Source organism: Indolivaga capnocytophagoides DSM 22835, assembly GCF_000426485.1.
Taxonomy (GTDB): domain Bacteria; phylum Bacteroidota; class Bacteroidia; order Bacteroidales; family Dysgonomonadaceae; genus Dysgonomonas_A; species Dysgonomonas_A capnocytophagoides.
On sequence record NZ_KE384529.1, the window covers coordinates 457,494 to 476,938 of the forward strand.

Annotated in this window: 16 protein-coding genes; 3 read left to right on the top strand and 13 right to left on the bottom strand. The window is 36.4% G+C overall.

From position 1 onward, the window contains the following. Nucleotides 1-22: 22 nt before the first annotated feature. From K322_RS0115135 to K322_RS0115150, 4 genes are all read right to left on the bottom strand, one after another. Nucleotides 23-673, bottom strand: coding sequence for an ExbD/TolR family protein (locus tag K322_RS0115135; protein WP_026627630.1), 651 nt, complete (start codon nt 671-673; stop codon nt 23-25). Nucleotides 674-707: 34 nt separating this feature from the next. Further along, nucleotides 708-1,325 (bottom strand): ExbD/TolR family protein, encoded by a 618-nt coding sequence (locus tag K322_RS0115140; protein WP_026627631.1) that lies wholly within the window; start codon nt 1,323-1,325, stop codon nt 708-710. Between the two features lie 75 nt (nt 1,326-1,400). After that, nucleotides 1,401-2,210 carry a MotA/TolQ/ExbB proton channel family protein gene (locus K322_RS0115145; protein ID WP_026627632.1) on the bottom strand — a complete coding sequence of 270 codons (810 nt, stop codon included), beginning with the start codon at nt 2,208-2,210 and terminating at the stop codon, nt 1,401-1,403. Nucleotides 2,211-2,701: 491 nt separating this feature from the next. Then, nucleotides 2,702-4,087, bottom strand: a complete 1,386-nt coding sequence (locus tag K322_RS0115150) for an aspartate kinase (protein WP_026627633.1) — start codon at nt 4,085-4,087, stop codon at nt 2,702-2,704. Nucleotides 4,088-4,439: 352 nt separating this feature from the next. Here K322_RS0115150 and K322_RS0115155 point away from each other — a divergent pair, with 352 nt between their 5' ends. Then, nucleotides 4,440-6,890, top strand: coding sequence for a DUF5686 and carboxypeptidase regulatory-like domain-containing protein (locus K322_RS0115155; protein WP_026627634.1), 2,451 nt, complete (start codon nt 4,440-4,442; stop codon nt 6,888-6,890). A gap of 51 nt (nt 6,891-6,941) precedes the next feature. Further along, nucleotides 6,942-7,847 (top strand): 1,4-dihydroxy-2-naphthoate octaprenyltransferase, encoded by a 906-nt coding sequence (gene menA / locus K322_RS0115160; RefSeq protein WP_026627635.1) that lies wholly within the window; start codon nt 6,942-6,944, stop codon nt 7,845-7,847. A gap of 10 nt (nt 7,848-7,857) precedes the next feature. Here menA and K322_RS0115165 read toward each other — a convergent pair whose 3' ends face one another. From K322_RS0115165 to K322_RS0115180, 4 genes are all read right to left on the bottom strand, one after another. Further along, nucleotides 7,858-9,222, bottom strand: coding sequence for a DUF3329 domain-containing protein (locus tag K322_RS0115165; protein ID WP_026627636.1), 1,365 nt, complete (start codon nt 9,220-9,222; stop codon nt 7,858-7,860). A gap of 28 nt (nt 9,223-9,250) precedes the next feature. Then, nucleotides 9,251-10,639 carry a DUF3329 domain-containing protein gene (locus tag K322_RS19675; RefSeq protein WP_051290847.1) on the bottom strand — a complete coding sequence of 463 codons (1,389 nt, stop codon included), beginning with the start codon at nt 10,637-10,639 and terminating at the stop codon, nt 9,251-9,253. A gap of 121 nt (nt 10,640-10,760) precedes the next feature. Further along, a complete protein-coding gene (gene xpt, locus K322_RS0115175) occupies nt 10,761-11,330 on the bottom strand; it encodes a xanthine phosphoribosyltransferase (protein ID WP_026627637.1) in 570 nt (189 codons plus the stop codon). Nucleotides 11,331-11,397: 67 nt separating this feature from the next. Next, nucleotides 11,398-12,762 (bottom strand): nucleobase:cation symporter-2 family protein, encoded by a 1,365-nt coding sequence (locus K322_RS0115180; RefSeq protein ID WP_026627638.1) that lies wholly within the window; start codon nt 12,760-12,762, stop codon nt 11,398-11,400. A 429-nt stretch (nt 12,763-13,191) separates the two neighbouring features. On the opposite strand from K322_RS0115180, the gene K322_RS0115185 reads away from it, so the two are divergent. Then, on the top strand, nt 13,192-13,545 hold the full coding sequence (locus K322_RS0115185; protein ID WP_035332236.1) for a DUF805 domain-containing protein: 354 nt from the start codon (nt 13,192-13,194) through the stop codon (nt 13,543-13,545). 104 nt (nt 13,546-13,649) lie between these two features. On the opposite strand, the gene K322_RS0115190 is transcribed toward K322_RS0115185, so the two are convergent. The 5 genes from K322_RS0115190 to K322_RS20420 all read right to left on the bottom strand — a co-directional run bounded on the left by K322_RS0115190 (nt 13,650) and on the right by K322_RS20420 (nt 19,445). Next, nucleotides 13,650-15,482: an SLC13 family permease gene (locus K322_RS0115190; RefSeq protein WP_026627640.1), complete on the bottom strand. Its 1,833-nt coding sequence runs from the start codon at nt 15,480-15,482 to the stop codon at nt 13,650-13,652. 321 nt (nt 15,483-15,803) lie between these two features. Continuing rightward, nucleotides 15,804-16,475, bottom strand: coding sequence for a hypothetical protein (locus K322_RS20405; RefSeq protein ID WP_026627641.1), 672 nt, complete (start codon nt 16,473-16,475; stop codon nt 15,804-15,806). A gap of 11 nt (nt 16,476-16,486) precedes the next feature. Next, complete coding sequence (locus K322_RS20410; protein WP_026627642.1) at nt 16,487-17,167, bottom strand: hypothetical protein; 681 nt, start codon at nt 17,165-17,167, stop codon at nt 16,487-16,489. Nucleotides 17,168-18,005: 838 nt separating this feature from the next. Further along, complete coding sequence (locus K322_RS20415; RefSeq protein ID WP_051290848.1) at nt 18,006-18,695, bottom strand: hypothetical protein; 690 nt, start codon at nt 18,693-18,695, stop codon at nt 18,006-18,008. A 21-nt stretch (nt 18,696-18,716) separates the two neighbouring features. Further along, the gene (locus K322_RS20420; protein WP_026627643.1) at nt 18,717-19,445 is read right to left on the bottom strand and encodes a hypothetical protein; all 729 of its coding nucleotides are present in this window, start codon (nt 19,443-19,445) and stop codon (nt 18,717-18,719) included.

Genomic DNA, 19,445 nt, shown 5'->3' on the forward strand with positions numbered 1-19,445 from the left:
TTTTAAATGTGTGATTGTTTTATTATCGACCGCCTGATTGAGCAGACAATGCACCCTTAGAGTTATAATTCTGGACTAAGAAATTATCTCCATCCGCCATTTCTACGATAGCATATTTACCAATACTGCAAATCTGCATTTCGTCAAGTGCGTCCACCAAGTTTTTGTAAGAAGCTCCATCAGTAGGTTTAATTACTACAACCTGCCCGTCTTTTGCATTTCTTATTTCACTTGATTTCTCTTTAAACACATCTTCTGTTATTTTTTTCTTAGCTCTATCAATCTTAAGCTCTCTCATCTGTGCCACAGCATCTCTGTTACGCTCCAATAAGATATCTCTAAGACCACCGGCTCCATAAGATGTTTCTTTCAAAGATGTGTAATCATTATAATTGGGTTCTCCCATATAATAATAAATTTTGTCATCTTCTCCCAAAATCAAAGTAATAGCTTTAGAAGCTTTTACCTGGTTCTTATCGTCCTCGGTCAGATCTTTATCTTTTGTAGGCATAACAATGTCCATGGTCTGAGGTTTGCTCAAAGTTGTACAGAACATAAAGAAAGTAATCAAAAGCATGTTCATATCAACCATCGGTGTAAAGTCTACACGTAGGTTGAGTTTCTGGGGTTGGCCTTTTTTCTGTTCGCCACCACCGGTATTTACTTCTGCCATAGTCTTACGATTTTCTAAAATTAAGTTCTATACATCAAAACCCTTCGGGCATTGCTTTTAGAGTTGTTATCAAACTGTATCTGTTCTCTTTCAGATCTTGCAATGTAGACATCACATTCTTCACCAAAGTATAAGGTGTAGATTGGTCAGCCTTGATTGCTATTGACAAATTTTCATTTACTTCCTTCGCAGTTTTAACCCATACCGCCAATTGATTATTGGCACTCAGGATTGTATCTGTGGGGATACCAAATTGTTTTATCAAAGCATCTTGCTCATCTAAAGGTAGATCCAAAAATGCCGACATACGGCTGATTGGCATACCTATGTGAGTTTGATTAATGAATGAAGCAATTTGTTTCGGAGTAAATTTAATTCCATATTGCTCACCAACACTTTCAAGAACTTTTCTTTTATCTTCAGGTTTATCAAGGTTCATAAAAACCTGTCCCTTCGGATCAATAAGAATAGTCATTACATCGTATTCGGGAATTTTCACTTCCGACACTGAAGCCGGAGTCAAAACCTGTACAGGCTCCTTTGGTACGAAGTTGGCTGTTAGCATGAAGAATGTCAACAAGAGAACAGTAACGTCACTCATCGCGGTCATATCGATGAATGTTTCCTGTTTTTTTGGTTTTACTTTGCTCATTTCTTCTTTTAATTTTTCTAATTAGAGTGGAACTTTATTGTTTTTCCACAAATCATTTTGTTAAAAATGATTTTTTTATGCTCTTCCGTGTTTAGATACGTAAGTTTGTCCGATAGCGAAAGCTATTTCGTTAACCGCATCAGTAGTGTCTTTTACACGACCTTGGAAGTAGTTATAGAAAATAATTGAAAGAGCACCAGTACCGATACCCATTGCTGTATTCATAAGTGCTTCAGAAATACCGACAGCAAGAGCTGTTGAGTCAGGAGCACCTTCTTGTCCCATCGCAGCAAATGATTTGATCATACCAAGTACAGTTCCGAACAGACCGAATAGTGTACCTAAAGTAGAGATTGTTGCAATGATAGAAAGATTTTGTTCTAGGTAAGGTAATTCTAATGTTGTAGCATCTTCAATTTCGTGTTGAATGATTTCAGCTTTTTCATCATTGTTCATATCTGTATAGCTTTCTACATCTTGATATCTAACAAGACCAGCTTTTAGGATATTAGCAACAGAACCTTTTTGTGCATCACACAATTTTTCAGCACCAGCAATATCACCAGCTTCAAGCTTAGCTTTAGCTTCTGCTACGAATTTAGGAATACTTCCTTTTCCGGCAGCTCTGTTCAAAGCAAAAAATCTTTCAACTGACAAACTGATTGTAGTCAAAAGAAGAGTGATAACGATAGGAATTACATATCCTCCTTGGAATAATGTTGCGAAATAATTACCTGGGTGTGGATGTCCTTTTTCGTCGAATCCTGAAGGATCACCGCATACGAAAAAGAAAAAACAGAAGGCTACAATAGCACAACCTATGATCACCAATCCTGCTGATACTCCTTTAGATCTTGCTTTTGCTTTTTGTGGTTTAGTTTCCATAATAGTAATAAATAAATTTGTTTTAATTAATAGTAATATTCAATTGTTTTTATTTATAATAAATATAAGTCTTGAATTTCATTTTATTGGTCAAATTGACATGTCTGCTTTATATTCAGCACAAATATATAAATTGATTTATTGAATACAATCATTTATTGTAAAAAAGCATATCCTAAAGTCGATTTTATGGCAGGAACAAAGAACTCGCCTGTGATATATATACTCAAAAACGAGATAAAAACACAAGCTAAACATTCTTTTTTCTTACCGAAAACGTTTTTCTCTTTCACTACTAAATATGAGCTATGCAAAACGACTAATTAAACAATATAATAAATGTATCTCTCAAATTCTCTTCAAAAAACTCAAACTACTTTACTACAAAAATAGCAGATATATTTGTTATGACAACAATCGTTGTCCAATTCTTCATAAAATTAACAAAATATTGCAAGCTTTTAATATTAAAAAGAATCTTTTAGGCTATTTCATTTATGAAGACACAATGCCTCATTCAAAGCAATCACAGCTTTATTATAATCAGCACGGCTAATTACAAACTGCATATTTACCTGACGCAGAGACTGTCCGAAACTCTCTATATTTATATTTTCTTCATACAACGCTTTGGCTGCTTTATATAAGAATCCGGGCATTGCGATATTTGTACCCATCACACAAATTATAGCGACAGGAACGACTCTCACCTGATAAAAATTTTCTTTGAGATTCTCTATCAATTCCTTTGATTTCGATTTATCCCATACAACCATTGTTATGGAGTTGGCATTGGTTGATTTTAGAATATAACTTACACCATATTTCGCAAAATGAGTCATAATACGCAAGTCAAAACCAACCTCACCGACCATCATCGGATCATGAATCTCAATGGCTACAACTTTTGTTGTACCGGATACAATCTCCACTTTAGCTTCGGGTGATACATATTCACGGGTAATCAATGTACCGGGATGCTCCGGTTCAAAAGTATTCTTGATCCGTATATTTATCCCTGCTAACTCGAGGGGTTTAGCGGCCTTGGGATGTATCGCTTCCATGCCTATATCGGCTAACTGATCTGCAATAATATAATTACTATACCCTACAGGCACAGCCTTATCAACCCCCACAATCCCGGGATCGGCACTCGACAAATGGTATTCTTTATGAATAATAGCTTCGACGGCTTTTACCTGTACTGCTATTTTACTGAATGTCACTTCAGTATATCCCCGGTCAAAAGCTCTCATAATACCCTCTGTTCCTTTGGTATAACCCGTTGCAACACATAGCACCTTTTCAAAATCTATCTTATCGAAAGCTTTAGCAATACGTTCATCGATTGTATATGGCAGTGAGTCGTTAAATCCGCAAAGATCAATAAAACGAGCTGTGATACCATTATTATTCAATATATTAACAGAATTCCATGCAGAATGAGCCTCTCCTACCGATGCTAATATTTCTCTGGCAGCCAAACAGATATCTTCTGTATTAACGTAACCTGATGCCATCACTTTGCTTAAACTGAAAAGCATCATCTTAGCCTGCTTGATACGATATTCTATAAACTCTTTGGCTTCATGCAGGTTCAGCCCTATTTCTTCATAGTTTTTATTTATGCTGACAAGTCTTTGTCCAAGACTGTCTAAGGCTATACTGTAATCTTCGTTTTTCAAAAATTGTACGTATACACCGGGTTCTCCCGTTTTTTTATGCTCCAGCAGCCAATTAGTCACATTGTTGTATGCCGATACTACAAATATGCGGTTATACATCTCATCCGGAGTACGTTTCCCTATAATTACATTATTCAGAACATCTTTAAACTGGGACATTGACGTGCCCCCAATTTTTTCGACTGTAAGCATTTTTTAGTTTTAACTATTAATAAAATGTAAGTCCGAAACATCCGATTCTTTTCTTTAGAAAGACATTTAAGACCAACAAACTAAACATCAGGCTGACACCTTTATTTCTATTCGCAAAATTAGCAATAAAATATCCCCATCAAAGACATATGTCAATAAATTTAACCTCTCAGACCTTTTTATTTACTTAACAGAGTACCATACGACACATTGTCATTTTATTTTCAATCGAATCTCCAAAACTTACTTTTTGTTAAATAAAAAGCTCAATCCATTTCAATTCTCTTTTATATATATATTTTAGAAATCAATTACACGACACCACTAAAAGTAAATACATAAAACAACATAGATGAAACAACTGCTAATTTCAACTACACTAATCATTATCAATCTTTTGAATATTCAAGCACAAGGTATTATCACCGGAAAAATAACAGACAGTAAAAACCAGCCATTATATGGCAGCAATATATACATACAAGAAACCAAACAAGGAATAATGTGTAACGAAAACGGTGAATATCAAACACATCTACCCAAAGGAAACTATACCTTCGAATTCAGATGTCTGGGATATAAAAGCGTAACGAAAAAAGTTACATTAGCAACACAACCTGTAGTAGTAAATATAGCATTAGACGAGGTTCCCTTCATCCTAAAAGAAGTGACTGTTACAAATAAAGAAGACCCTGCATACGCAATTATTCGCAAGGCAATAAGTCAAGCCCCGTTTTATTTGAATGCAGCCAAAGGATATACAGCCGAAGCATATATAAAAGCAAACATGGAACTCGAAAAAATTTCGGCATTAGTAAACAAACTTTCATCAGACAAGGGTATGAAGATGTCCGATTTCCAGAACCAAGTATTCGTTCAAGAGTCATATAATGAAATTAAATATATCGCACCGGATAAATACACACAAACAATCAAGGCTTTTTCGAGTACGATACCTGAAAATTACGATTCGAAGGAAACTTTCGGAATAATGAGTGCATCCATCTATTCACCTCTATATAATGGTTCTATCTCACCTCTTAATCCTAAATCATTTTCATACTACAAATTTAAATATGAAGGATTTATCGAAGAAAATGGAGTAACGATAAATAAAATAAAAGTAGAAAGCAAACTAAACGATCCTCAATTACTTAACGGCTATATTTATATAGCCGACAATACATGGCATGTTACTTACACGAATATAGAAATGAATATGATGGGCGGATCTCAACAGTTTGAGGTTGCATATAAAGAAGTAGGCTCAAATATCTATTTGCCCATAACATATTCCAATTTTATCAAGATAAATATATTAGGTATAAAAGGTTATCTCAACTACTATTCTTCACTCAAATATTTGGATATTCTACCCAATAAGGATATCAACGAAACGAGTCTGAAAAACAAAAAATCGAAAAAACGTAATTTCGAATTAAAAACAGACCCATTATATGTAAGAATATCTGATACCCTTGCCACCAAACGCAACCAGAATTATTGGGACAAGATCCGGTCAGTTCCTCTCGACAGCCTCGAACTGATCAGTTATCAGCGAAAAGATTCCATCAAACAATTTGTGGACTCAATAAGAGAAAAGAACCGAAAAGATAACTACTCCTCCGATAATCTTTTATTTGGCGGGCAGATCGGTCGAGACTCTTCACTCATAACGATAGATTATAAAGGATTGATTTACGCCCTGCATGACTACAATTTCGTCGATGGGTTTAGTCTTGGTCAAGCCTTTACGATCAATTACAAACCAGATAGAAAGCACACGGCATTCACCATTTCTCCATATATATATTATACTACGGCACGCAAACAATTGATATACGGCAGTAAATTAAATATCAGCTATATGCCTAAACAAAGGGGCAATTTCAAACTGGAAGGAGGGTCTGATTCGAAGGATTTCAATCCGAATGGCATAACCCGTCTGGATAATATATTAAGTAGTATTTTTACACGCAGTAACAAAAGTTTCTTCTACCGAAACGACTTTATTGCGGTAAATAATAATATAGATATAGCCAACGGACTGAAATTGTCAACCGGAATAGAAATAGCCAAACGAACAGGATTATCGAATAATACAGACTGGGCTATTTGGGGCAGTAAAGACAAAATTCATGAAAACCCTTTTTCTGGCGAACGTTTTGATAAAACGTCCTACTCTATAGGGCTCAGTTATGCCCCTTATGCTTATTACTCTATCCATAATCAGAAAAAAATATATCGAAAAGTGACTTCTCCTGTATTTTCGATCAATTATACTGAGGGCTTTTCGGGTTGGCAGACTAATAACTCACGATTCAGAAAATTAAACGGAAGCATAGTACAAGACATCAAACTGAGCTATTTCAGCAATCTGGATTATACATTAAATGGCGGAGGATTTCTTGGTAACACTCAAAAGGTTCATTATACAGATTTCGAGCATTTCAATACATCTGATGTAATGATATCTGGAAAAACTCCCTATCAATCTTATATGCTCCTCGACAATTACAAATACTCCACCAACAGGTACTGGATCGGAGGACATATCAATTACAGAAGTAAATATATATTACTCAAGAGACTTCCATTTTTACAAGGTATTCCCGTAAGTGAAGCTCTGCATGTCAAAGCTTTATACACACCCGGTCTGAAGCTGTACAATGAAGCGGGTTATTCAATCAATATACTGGGTATGATCGGGATAGGCGGATTTGCATCTTTTAGCAAAGGGAAATACGAAAGCTGCGGATTCAGACTTACATACAATTTACAGGAAATAGCTGCATTCAAATAGTTTGACTTCTCGCTTAAAAACTTTTACTTTGTATAAAATTTCATAGGAAAAATGGCCTCTATAAAAACTTGGATTTCAGCCCTCCGCCCAAGAACATTGTTTCTTGCCGTAGCGACTACTATTTGCGGAAATGCAATTGCATACACCACCGGATATTTCAGCACAAATGTATGCGTTCTGACAATGTTAACCGCAACATTATTGCAACTCCTATCCAATCTTGCAAATGATCTGGGTGATTTCCAACATGGAACAGACATCACCGGCGGACGTGTAGGCCCGACAAGAACAGTACAAAGCGGAGCCATCACTCCTTCTCAAATGAAAAGAGCCATTGTTATCGCCATTATATTATCTGGAATAGTAGGTACATACCTCATATATATAGCTTCGCAATTTATGCCGGCAATATACATTTTGGCGTTTTTCATTCTGGGAGGAGCGTCAATTGTTGCCGCTATAAAATATACAGCCGGAGATAATCCATACGGATATAAAGGACTAGGGGACATATTTTCGTTTATCTTCTTCGGCCTTGTAGCTACTGTCGGTACATTTTATCTGAATGTACACCACCTTACATTCCAGCCGTGGCTACCAGCTATCGGGATGGGACTATTTACTGCTGCTGTTCTGAATATTAATAATATGCGAGATATGGAGAATGATTTAGTTTCGAGAAAATTGACTCTGGCTATCCGATTCGGCCGAAAAGGCTCCCGAATATATCACTCTGCATTAACAATCATCGGAGTTCTATGCTTTATCATTTACAGCTGCCTGTACAACCAACAATGGTATCAATACCTATATATGGTGTTTTTCATTCCTTTCTTTCTTATTCTGGGGAAAATATTATCTACGAAAAAAGATGCCGAATTAGACCCTTATTTAAAGTACACGTCTATGTCTGCTTTCGTTCTGGCGGTAGCATTTGCTGTAACAATAAATCTGTAACAAAAAGATATTACCAATGAGGGCTTTTTTCGAGTCTTATCGAATTTATATTGTAATATTTAGCAAAATACACATTATAAAAATTCAAGCTATCTGTTGTTAGAACCTCTTTATCGGGTAACATGGTTTCCTTCTCTGTGAAGACAATATCCAGAATACCCTTTTCTTTTTGCTCCTGAATAAGGTTTTCTCTGACTTTGGAGATATCCGAGAATTTGACAAGCTCTGTATATTCCCGATTAAATGCAAAAAAGAATAACACACAGACAGATAAAACCGTTAGAATCTTTACAACTTTTACAAGCGTATTTTTATTCGGAATATTGGCAAACAAGATACCAATAGCGATCAGAGCGTATATAACAACACCAAACATGGCTCTCCCGGGAAAAGTCGGCGTTGGAAATAAAACGCAATAAGAAATTATCGATGCACTCATAAAAGCCAACGAAGCATACAATGGCTTCCTGTAATCGCCTTGCAGCTGACTTTTATTTTTCCAATAGAAAAAAGCAAATAGAAAAAATACAGCTAAATACAGAAGAATACTAGTAAGCCCTCCTTGAAGCAAGTTATACAAACGTATTTTAAATAACTTAAAAGCCGAAACCTCATCTAATCCTAAATTATGAGATACGCCGGCAGAGCGAATATAATTACCGGGAGCAAGAATCATAATCAAATAGCCGATGCAAGCACCAATCAAGCCTGTTATAATCCAAACAGGAATCTCTTTCTTGGTTATTTTCAGATACACGAGCAATGCTATGATCATTAATATCATGGAAAAAGCGGTATTTTCATTTGTCCATCCCGCTATAATACCTGCGAAAAACATTCCAATACTGCGAATCCATGAATTATTTACCTTTCCATTAAGAAAATAAGTATAGAACGGATAGATAAAGAATAGGATAATAAGCGTCCCCCAAGTATAATTGACACTACCTGTTATCCACAAAACAGTCTCCGAAAAAGTCGGTAAGGTAAACACCAATACCATATTTATAAGCAGGAACAACAAGGGCTTTACTTCATTTCCCTTATTTATAAACACATATATAAGAAGAGATAAGGCCAGATAAGCAATACTATTAAGAACATTTGCGACACCATCTCCTAATAACAACAAGGACTGGAGAATAAAATGCACAACGCAGCGTCCTCCCCATACGTGATATTGACTATATTGAGTTTCGAAAATATCATAAATATTCGAAACTTTGCGTGTCAGCCCTTTTCCTATCTCTGAAACAAATGTAAAGCCTATATCATCTGCAAAAACCGGAAATAAAACATTTAAATGATAAATTACAGCCAAGACCAAAAGAATAAGTCCGGCAAAAGATATATTGACTATACTTTTTTCTTTCATAAGCATAAACAGATATAAAAAACTATCCCTATTCTTGAATGTATATAATGGAATCCAGATCAAAATATTCCAGATAGCATTGATTCTGCCAACTGCCGGCATTCGGCGTTACGTCCAGATCAATAGAAAACACTCCGGGAACATCAATATGTTCCTTTATTTTAATATTGCGGTTACCTTCAGCCTTTTCCGTACGAATATAGTTTATTCTGCTATTCAGCTGATCCGAAAAGAGCGAAACACTATCATATCTGCTTTTATAAACAACCAGCAAGGTACATGAAAGAACGAACACTAATCCTATCATTATCTTTTGGACAATGGCCTGCAAGCGGATATTAGCAAACAAAATACCGAAGGCTATGAAAATATACATCAAGATTCCGAACCAAACAGTAGGCGGAAAAGCCGGAGAAGCAATCATCGCTATGAGAGCAACATTCGCAGAAACAAAAAACAATAAAGAAAGCAGCAATATTTTTTTGTTATACCGTTTAGTCTTCGTGTACAGTATAACTAAACCCAGATAACAAGCATAAGTTATAATATAATACAGGATATTCGCTCTTAAAAGATCATATAATCTCCAAATAAAGACCGATAACGAAAATGAGGACTCTATGGTATGCACACCCATAACCTGCTCGGTCCTTATATAGTTCCCGGGAGCCAACACCATAAAAACAAAACCGATAACAGCTCCAATAATTCCCCATAAAGACCAGAAAGGAATAGTACGTCTGGATATTTTCCAACAAATAAGAAACGAAAATAATAAAAAGATCATAGCAGCGGAAGTATTCTCATTTGTCCATCCGGCAATAATACCCGCTACGAAAAACAGAGCAGACTTAAAATAAGAAGACTTTTTCGATATTTTATTATCCGATAAAAAATAAGCACAATACGGGTAAATAAAGAGCAAGCGAATAGCAGCACCCCATAAATAATTGGCACTACCGACAATCCATGTAGTCGAAAATAAATAAACAGGAGTAAAAAACCAAACTGCTGCGTTTATAAATATAAAAAGTATAACATTCGTCCGGTTAAAATAATTACATGTCTTATAGAGCAGAAATACATATGCGGTATATACCAGACTATTAAGAATATCCATCACCCATTCATTCTGCATCAATAACCACTGTGCGATAAAATGGACAACACTCCTCCCTCCCCACATAAAATAATGATTGTACTGGGAACGGATAATATCCGACATGGAAGATATTCTTTTAGCCGGATTTTCTCCATAAACAAAAGAGTATGTCCAATCGTCAAGGCAAAGAGGATATTTTCGGTTTAAGAGAAATATCAATATAAAACATACCGCTGCAACTAAGCCAAAAACAATCGTTTTCAGCTTAGGCACAAGTTGCCCTCCAAAGCTATTTCTATTTTGAACATCCCCCATTCAATACTACTGTAAATTGAGCAATATTAAAGTCTCAGACCTTTTTATTTTTTACACAAACAGAGTAGTAACAAATAGTCTCCACTCTAAGTACATTATAAATGCTTTTTGCAAATTACTATCACTCTTCAAATTCGATCTTATTATTCCCTAATCCTTTTATCCTCACCAAAGATTCTACATGGATATTGAGATCTCTTAAACGTTTTCCTCCTTCCTGAAAACTTTTCTCTATAATGAATCCCATACCAGCTAGTTTTGCTCCTGATTTATCAATCAAGTCTTTTACACCTATAGCCGCATGCCCGTTAGCAAGGAAATCATCAATAAAAACAACAGTATCATTCGGAGTCAAAAAGTCGCTGCTCACGCAAACATCGTAAGTTGTATCCTTGGTAAAAGAATATACTTTAGTAGTAATCATATTCCCCATAGTTTTAGGCTTCGCTTTCTTCACAAAAACCACAGGTAATTCCAATAAATATCCTAACATAATAGCCGGAGCTATACCACTAGCCTCTATTGTTACTACTTTATTTATAGGTAAATTGCCAAAACGACGGACAAACTCTACTCCTATCGATTTCATCAAAATAGGATCCATTTGATGATTGATGAAGCTATCCACTTTTAAGATTCCTCCATCGAAACTTTTTCCGTCTTTTAAAATTCTGTCTTTAAGCAATTTCATAACTGTAGAATATATAATGAAATAATATGTTCCATAAACACTAATATAAAATCTATTGTTTTCAGTTTTATTCTTTAATCCTGATAACAACATTGGCTATGATAGCAACCAAACCTCCGGTAGTAATGCCTGATGAGAAAATTCCTTTTACCCATGTCGGCATCTGTGCTAGAATATCCGGAGCCAACTCCACCCCTAATCCGCAGGCAAAGCTAACTGCAAGAACCAATATCGCTTTACGATCTATCTCCTGAGATGCTATAATGCGTACACCAGACGCGGCAACTGTTCCAAACATCAGTAAAGTAGCTCCACCCAAAACAGGTTCGGGCATAATAGAAAAAATACCTCCGATAAAAGGAAACGCACTTAATATAACCAAAAAAGCAGCAATATAATAGCCGACATAACGACTTGCTACGCCTGTAAGTTGTATCAATCCATTATTCTGTGCAAATATTGAGTTTGGAAAAGAATTGAAAACTCCGGCAACAATAGAATTAAAGCCATCAGCTAAAACACCTCCCTGTACTCGTTTTACAAATTTTTCGCCTTTGATCGGTTCTCCCCCGATCATCGAATTAGCAGTGATATCTCCCATAGCTTCAATAGATGTTATGAAATAAATCAGCGCAATTGCAATAAATGCCGAAAGATTAAAATCCAATCCATATTTAAAAGGAGTGGGAATATTAATTGCTCCTAAATTTCCTAATTGAGAGAAATCGATCAATCCCTGAAAATAAGCGACAAGATACCCCAGAATAAGCCCAAGTACAATGGAGCACATCCTGATATATTTATTACGGAAGCTGTTGAATATCAAAATCGAAACCAAGACAATGGCCGCCAGACCCAAATTGCGGTAACTTCCGAATGTTCCGTTTTCCATAGCAGAAAAGCCGCCACCGCATGCTGTTATGCCAACTTTGATCAGGCTCAACCCTATCATTGTCACAACAATTCCCGACACCAAAGGTGTAATCACCTTTTGGGTATATTTTAGCAAACGGCTGACAATCATTTCCACCGGTGCAGCAGCAATACAAATTCCGAAGATAGCAGGCAAAGCGACTAATCCCATACCATGAAAACTGGCAGTAAGTGCCCCTATAAAAGAAAAGCTTGTCCCTTGAATACAGAGCAAGCCACAACCTATAGGTCCAAAACGCCGACATTGAATAAATGTAGAGATTCCCGAAGCCAGAAGTGCCATTGACACCAAAAATCCGGTTGTCTCTTTATCGAGTCCGAGACTGGCTGCTATTATAAGCGGCGGAGTTATTATTGCCACAAATATGGCCAGAAGGTGCTGAAAAGCAACAAACAATGCTTCTTTAAATGGAGGTCGGTCTTCGATCTGATAGATTAGATCGGTTTTCTTGATAGGCAGAATGGTCTCATCCAATACCTCTTCGGGGCTTACAGACATAAAATAAGTAAGAGCTAGTTTTTAAATAATACATATAAGCAACAGCAGACACTGGAACCTGCATGGTTCACATACAACTTTATGTTGCTGTATACTGACTATAGCAATAAAAAGGTCTAAGACCTTAAAACTAATAACCGCCTAGATTTTCTTTGGTTACAAAAGCAAAAAAAGGTCTGAGACCTCAAAAGTTTGCCAAAGTTACATAAAATAATCAAAAAAGGCACAATAATCACTTATAATGTCATCTATAGATTACATTTAAAGAACGCTATATTTCAGATTATAAGTGCTACATTTTAATTCATCAATAACTGATCTTTTACTCTTATTTTGAAAAAATTTGTATAGTTTGATTGATACACTATCTTTGCATTTTTCAAATGCTTATAAATAAATTTTATTATAAACAACGTTAATCAACAAATTATGAACGAAATTATTGGGAATTTTCTAGACATTGTAAAAAATAAGTATATCAAATTTGATGGTCGTGCACGTAGAAAAGAATATTGGTACTTCTTTTTAGTAAACCTGATAGCAAGTATTATTCTAGGAATTATAGATATGATCATAGGTATGCAGATACTTGGTTCTATCTGGAGTTTGGCTCTTTTGCTTCCCGGTATTGCAGTATCAATACGCAGAATGCATGATGTAGGCAAAAGCGGTTGGTTTATTTTAATACCAATTTATAATCTTATATTGGCTCTGACAGAAGGTGAAAGACATGACAATCAATATGGTCCTGATCCAAAAAAAGATGAACTGAAGGTAAACTAAGGTCTGTGACATATTTACTGTTATAAAAATATAAAAAGCCAATAGAGTTAGTTATTATCTATTGGCTTTTTTATTTAGTCTATCGTTCTTATACAATCACAATTTTAAAACGGAAATAATAAGGGCAACACCAATATCATTACTATACCCATAATTATCTGTAATGGCAACCCCACTTTTATATAATCTATAAATTTATATCGTCCCGCAGACATCACCAATGCATTAGGCGGAGTTGAAAACGGAGAAGCAAAACACATACTGGCAGCTACCGCAACAGCAAACATAAACGGATAAGGACTAACTCCCATATTAGCGGCCGCCTGAATACCGATAGGAGCAAACAGCAGAGCCGTAGCACTGTTACTAATAAACATGGTAAGTATAGATGTTCCGAAATACACTCCGGCTAACAAAGCATACGGACCATAACTGCCTAATCCTCCAACCAACGTATCAGAAATAAGGGCAGCAGCACCTGTCTTCTCAAAAGCAACTGCCATAGGCATCATACCGGCAATAAGAACTACACTTTCCCAATTGATATTTTTATAAGCCTCCTCTACATTTCGCAAACAACCTGTAATCACCATCAACACTGCTGCAGACATTACCGCTATAACAGGAGCTACTATATTTGTTACCATAGCAATAACCATCAAAGCCATAATTACAGCTGCCACAGGTGCTTTATGATTGATCGTTACTTTAGCAGCCTCTTTCAAAGGTTGCCCGACGAGTACCAGATCTTCCTGACGATCGCCCAGATTGGCAATATCAGTCCATGTACCTTGTATGAGAAGAGCATCCCCTGAATGTAATTTTTCATTCTGAAGATCACTCATTTTATATTCATTCTTCCTCTGAATTCCAAGAATATTCACATTAAACTCATCCCTGAAGTGAGCATCGATGATAGTTCGGTTTACCAACTTCGAGTTAGGCATTATAAATACCTCAGCTATACCGATTTCCTGAAAGTCAAAAATATCAGTTCCTTTCTCGACATCTTCCAATACCGAAAAGTTGTTCTCGTCAATAAATCGGCTTATGTTGCTTTTCTTTCCGTAGCATACCAACACATCGCCCTTCTCTATTGTCGTATTAGGACCGGCAACCACTTCACTCGTATTTTTTCTGAAACGTCCTCCCCCAACTATCTTCTCTACAGTTACAATACTTATATTGTATCGGTTTGGAATCTGTAATTCACGCAAAGTCTTCCCTATCATATCCGAATCATCCGATATTGCAATATGCGTAAGTTTATGCAACTGATACTCATGAGTAAGATCAGTAAGTGATTTTCCCGATTTTTTATCATTATTCTCTTTGCCGTCTTCATCCGATAAAAAGAATTTACTCAAAAAATACAAAACAACTATCCCTACAGCCAGACATACTAAACCCACGGGAGTAAAAGAAAAAAACGACAGTGCTTCAAATCCGTTTTTTTCCAGTTCATTACTTACAATCATATTCGGAGGTGTAGCAATCAGCGTAAGAATCCCCATACTGCTTGCAAATGCCAATGGCATGAGAAACCGCTTGGGACTTACTTTGGCACTTACAGCAATACTGACTACAATTGGCATCATTACTGCTACCGTACCCGTATTACTAACAAAAGCTCCGATAGATGCTGTTACAAGCATAACCAGCACAAAGAGCCTTATCTCGCTCTCTCCGGCCAGCCTTAATATTTTAGAACTGATCAGTTTTGCCAATCCAGTGCGAAAGATACCTCCTCCGACAACAAACAATCCGATCATCATTATCACAACCGGATTAGAGAATCCCGACAAGGCTTCGGACGGTAATAATATACCCGTTACAACCAAGGCCAACAAGGCACAAATTGCAACTAAATCTGCACGGACTTTCCCCTGCATAAAGAAAATCGATGACACCAATAATATTATTAATGTGATATTCATCGGAGTAAAAAGCTGCATCAATGACATAAGTTAAAGTTGATTAAGTAAGGCATATATTTAAAATACACTGCTGATAATTCCTAAATACCTAAAAAAAATAATAGAACTGATTTCTATTTTTACGTGTAACACAAAGATAAAAACTTTAGTGAGTCTTGAAACAGCATGACATCCTTTTTTCGAATATTCTATTTTACTTTTCAGTTATTCTTTATTTTAATAACAATTATTAAGGGATTGATTATTCTTATAGAAAAAACAAACAGGGAACTTCTATTATAAAAATAGCAGCTCCCTGATCCATAAAATAACAAGGCCTGTTTAAAGAGCGATAATCTCAATACCCAAAGTAGGAATATAGGATGCACCTCCTAGCCAGGCTACCCCTTTAGCAGTTAAAATCTCTCCGGCAAAAAGCAATAATGTTCCCGAACAGGACACTCCATAAGTGCCTATATTATTAGAACTTGATATCAAGTAACTATTACGCATATTCGACCATAAAGAAACACCATTATATGTAGTTCCTCCATCCAGAGTCGGATTTACCCATTTATTAGTATAAGCATTCGTTGTATTATTATCATCCAGATAAATAGTTATCAGATAAATACCTGTATTAGGTATCGTAAATCGACGATTAGCATCCCACGTCAAAGCTGTTTGCTTCATATCCCGCCATGTTCCGACTCCTTGTAAATTACTCATTAATGTGCGACCTATACCTTCCGTTCCATCAGTTAATTTAAGGCCTGATTTTATATTTCCGGTATTTATCTCTAATCTTACGGCCGGAACAGCTCCAATGCCGACATATCCGTCTGAAGAAACAATAAAGTCATTTAATATCTGACTATTAGAAACAACTATTTGATTATCGTTTTTTCCATCAATATGAAATATCCCTAAAGGATTCTGAGTATTGATTCCAACTTGAGATTGGCATATGTTTATGGAGAAGTAAACTGTTATAAATAAAAAAATATTTCTCATTATATAATAGATTAAAGAGGTATAATTTCGACACCTAAGATTCTAGTGCCGCTTCCGTTCCAAGCTAAAGCCCCGGGTCTCAACCTTTCTCCTGCCAGAAGAAACAACGTACCGGAGCAAGATACGCCATAATTAGTCTGCGAATTAGCATTTGATATTAAATAATTATTACGGGTAATCGACCATAAAGCAACACCATTAAATAAAACGCCATTATCTAAAGTTGGATTTACCCACTTATTAGTATAAGCATTTGTCGTATTATTATCATCCAGATAAAGAGTAATGAGATAAATTCCGGCATAAGGGATTGTAAATACATGACTGGCATCCCACGTCAGAGCTACATCCTGCTTGGCTTGCCACTTTGCAACACCATGTGCATCAGACACCAATGTTCTCCCCTCTCCCTCATTACCATCTACTAATTTAAATCCGGGGATAATATTTGCAGGTGTTCCGCCCGTATTTATCTCGAGTTTCACACTCGGAGTTATGGTTCCAATACCGACATCTCCATCCGATGTTACGATAAAATCATTCAGCAGTTGGTCTGTGGTCGGAACAGACAGATTGTCTTTCTTTCCATCGATATGAAATGTTCCTAAGGGAGTATTTGTATTAACCCCTACTTGAGCCTTAATAACACCGACAGAGAATATCCCTATCAATAATAAAATTTTCTTTTTCATTGTTGTTGTTCTTTAGGTTACTAACCTTCTTGTTGTTTATATTCTGAGTAATTATTTTTATCCGATTAGTTGTCGAAACATGAGGTTTCCATCCATCTTCGGTAATGATAGCTGTTGACGGATAACTGTTGACGGAAACAAACATCAAGGTGCAATCTCTGCACCTCGATGCATATGATAGTTGGCTTACTGGCAACTCTTTACATTGTCCGGTATTTGAACGACAACGATATAACAACTCTACCCGACACTGTATGCCGAGCCAACTTATTTTGAAATTAGTATATATTTCTTTGTAATTAATTAATAATAAATCCAATAAGCAGGACACTCCGATTCTCCATAACAAGAAGGAAAGAGGCTGTTCTCGTAAGGGAGATTTATAATTTGCCTGTATTTGTGAGCACCCGTGAAGAATAGATACGACAAAACCCGAAGCATAAAAAAACACTCCGTCATTTTGACACAATAGAAATTTTGTTTTGATTATTACGCTAGATGCGTCTCTCTCTCTCTCTCTCTCTCTCTCTCTCTAATATTTCACACGACACATCCAAACCCGAATTGTTAAAATCCAGCCAAGTATTAAAGTTTTTATGTGTGAAATAATTTGGCATTTGCCGATAGTTAAATAATTGTTTATAACGGCAAATATAAATGAACTATTTTATTAAACCAAGTGAGAATTAGTTTTAATTTTCATTTTCCGAACCGTTAAGAATGAAATAATAAGATATAAACTAATGAACAAACAGGGAATTAACCTTTTTACGAAGATAATTCCCTATTATATAAAAATGACCAGCTAATCTTTCATTAAAGAACTATATTTCAATAATTAGTCTATAGGTAGAGCCCATAAAGTCCCCCCCGCGGCATAGGTCGCAGTTCCAGACCTCGTGGTTGCCCAGATATAATAAGTTGCTGTTGCCGCCTGATTGACAAAATAAATTGCAGTAACCGAAACCGGTGTGCGTGCAGAACTCATTGCCCGGCGATTTGCTGCATCGGTTAGAGAATAACTTACATTTGAAGTGCAAAAATCCCAGTATATGTTATTAGTAGCGGTACATGTCACCTGAAACATAACCTGCCATGCTCCCTTAGGTATAGTAATGGATATACCACTGTAAGAGGGAGAGGTAGTGAACGTCTTTCCTGAAAACAGGGTATTTATATTATTCACTTCTACCACATCCAATTTAGGGCGATCACTCCACTGAGCATTGCCCAAAGCATCCGAGACTAATACTCTATCCGCCGCCTGATTATTATCTCTCAGCCGGAAAGTACCTCTGATGTCTAACTTCTCGGAAGGAACGATAGTTCCAATACCTACATTGCCAGCCACAGTCACCACTACATCGTCATCTGTACCACTGGTGCCTGTTGAATTAGTATTCCGTTTCGGATCAACATGGAATAATGCTAATGGGCTGTCGGTCTGTATACCAATCTGTGAATAAGCTTCATTAATAAAAACAAATAAGGCTAAACAGATACTTACAAAAAATATTTTTTTTCTCATTTTCAGAATACTTTAATTGGGTTAAAATACAGGGATTGCCCATATGCGAGCTCCACTATTATAGGTAAATGTCAGATTTGCAGCTAAACCTCCTCCTCCTCCGGCAAAACCAATTATATAATAAGTGGTAGCAGTAGTAGGTGATACCGGATACGAAGCATAGGTAGGAGATAATCCGGTTGTTGGAGCAAAATAACTCAACACACGCCCAACTCTATTAGCTGGAACCCAACTGGATGTTGTACACAAGTCCCACCATACAGTATAGTTTGATGAGCTATTGTTATTATACACACAATAAAAGTAGATCATCCAACTACCGGCCGGTAAGGTAATCCGAGCTCCTGTATAAGTCCAATTTGAAGCATTTACGATATTGTTATCTCCCGATCTTATACTCGAAAGGCTAGCAGGAACAGTCCCAATAACACGAGAGGTATATGTTTGTCTTTTCCATGATCCGACTCCATTGTCATCACTGGTCAAAACATAACGATCATATTCTGTTCCATCCGCTATACGAAGGTTACCCACAACATCTAAACGAGCTGTCGGACTAACGGTTCCAATGCCAACACGCCCGTCGGAACTGATAATAAAATCATCCGATCCGTTTGTTGTTCCTGAGGTATCCCCCTTAGGGTCAACGTGAAATATACCCAGAGGTGATTGGCTATTGATACCAACCTGCGATTTTAATGCAAATACATTTACCAATAATATTAATATGATAAAATAATAGAATTTCAT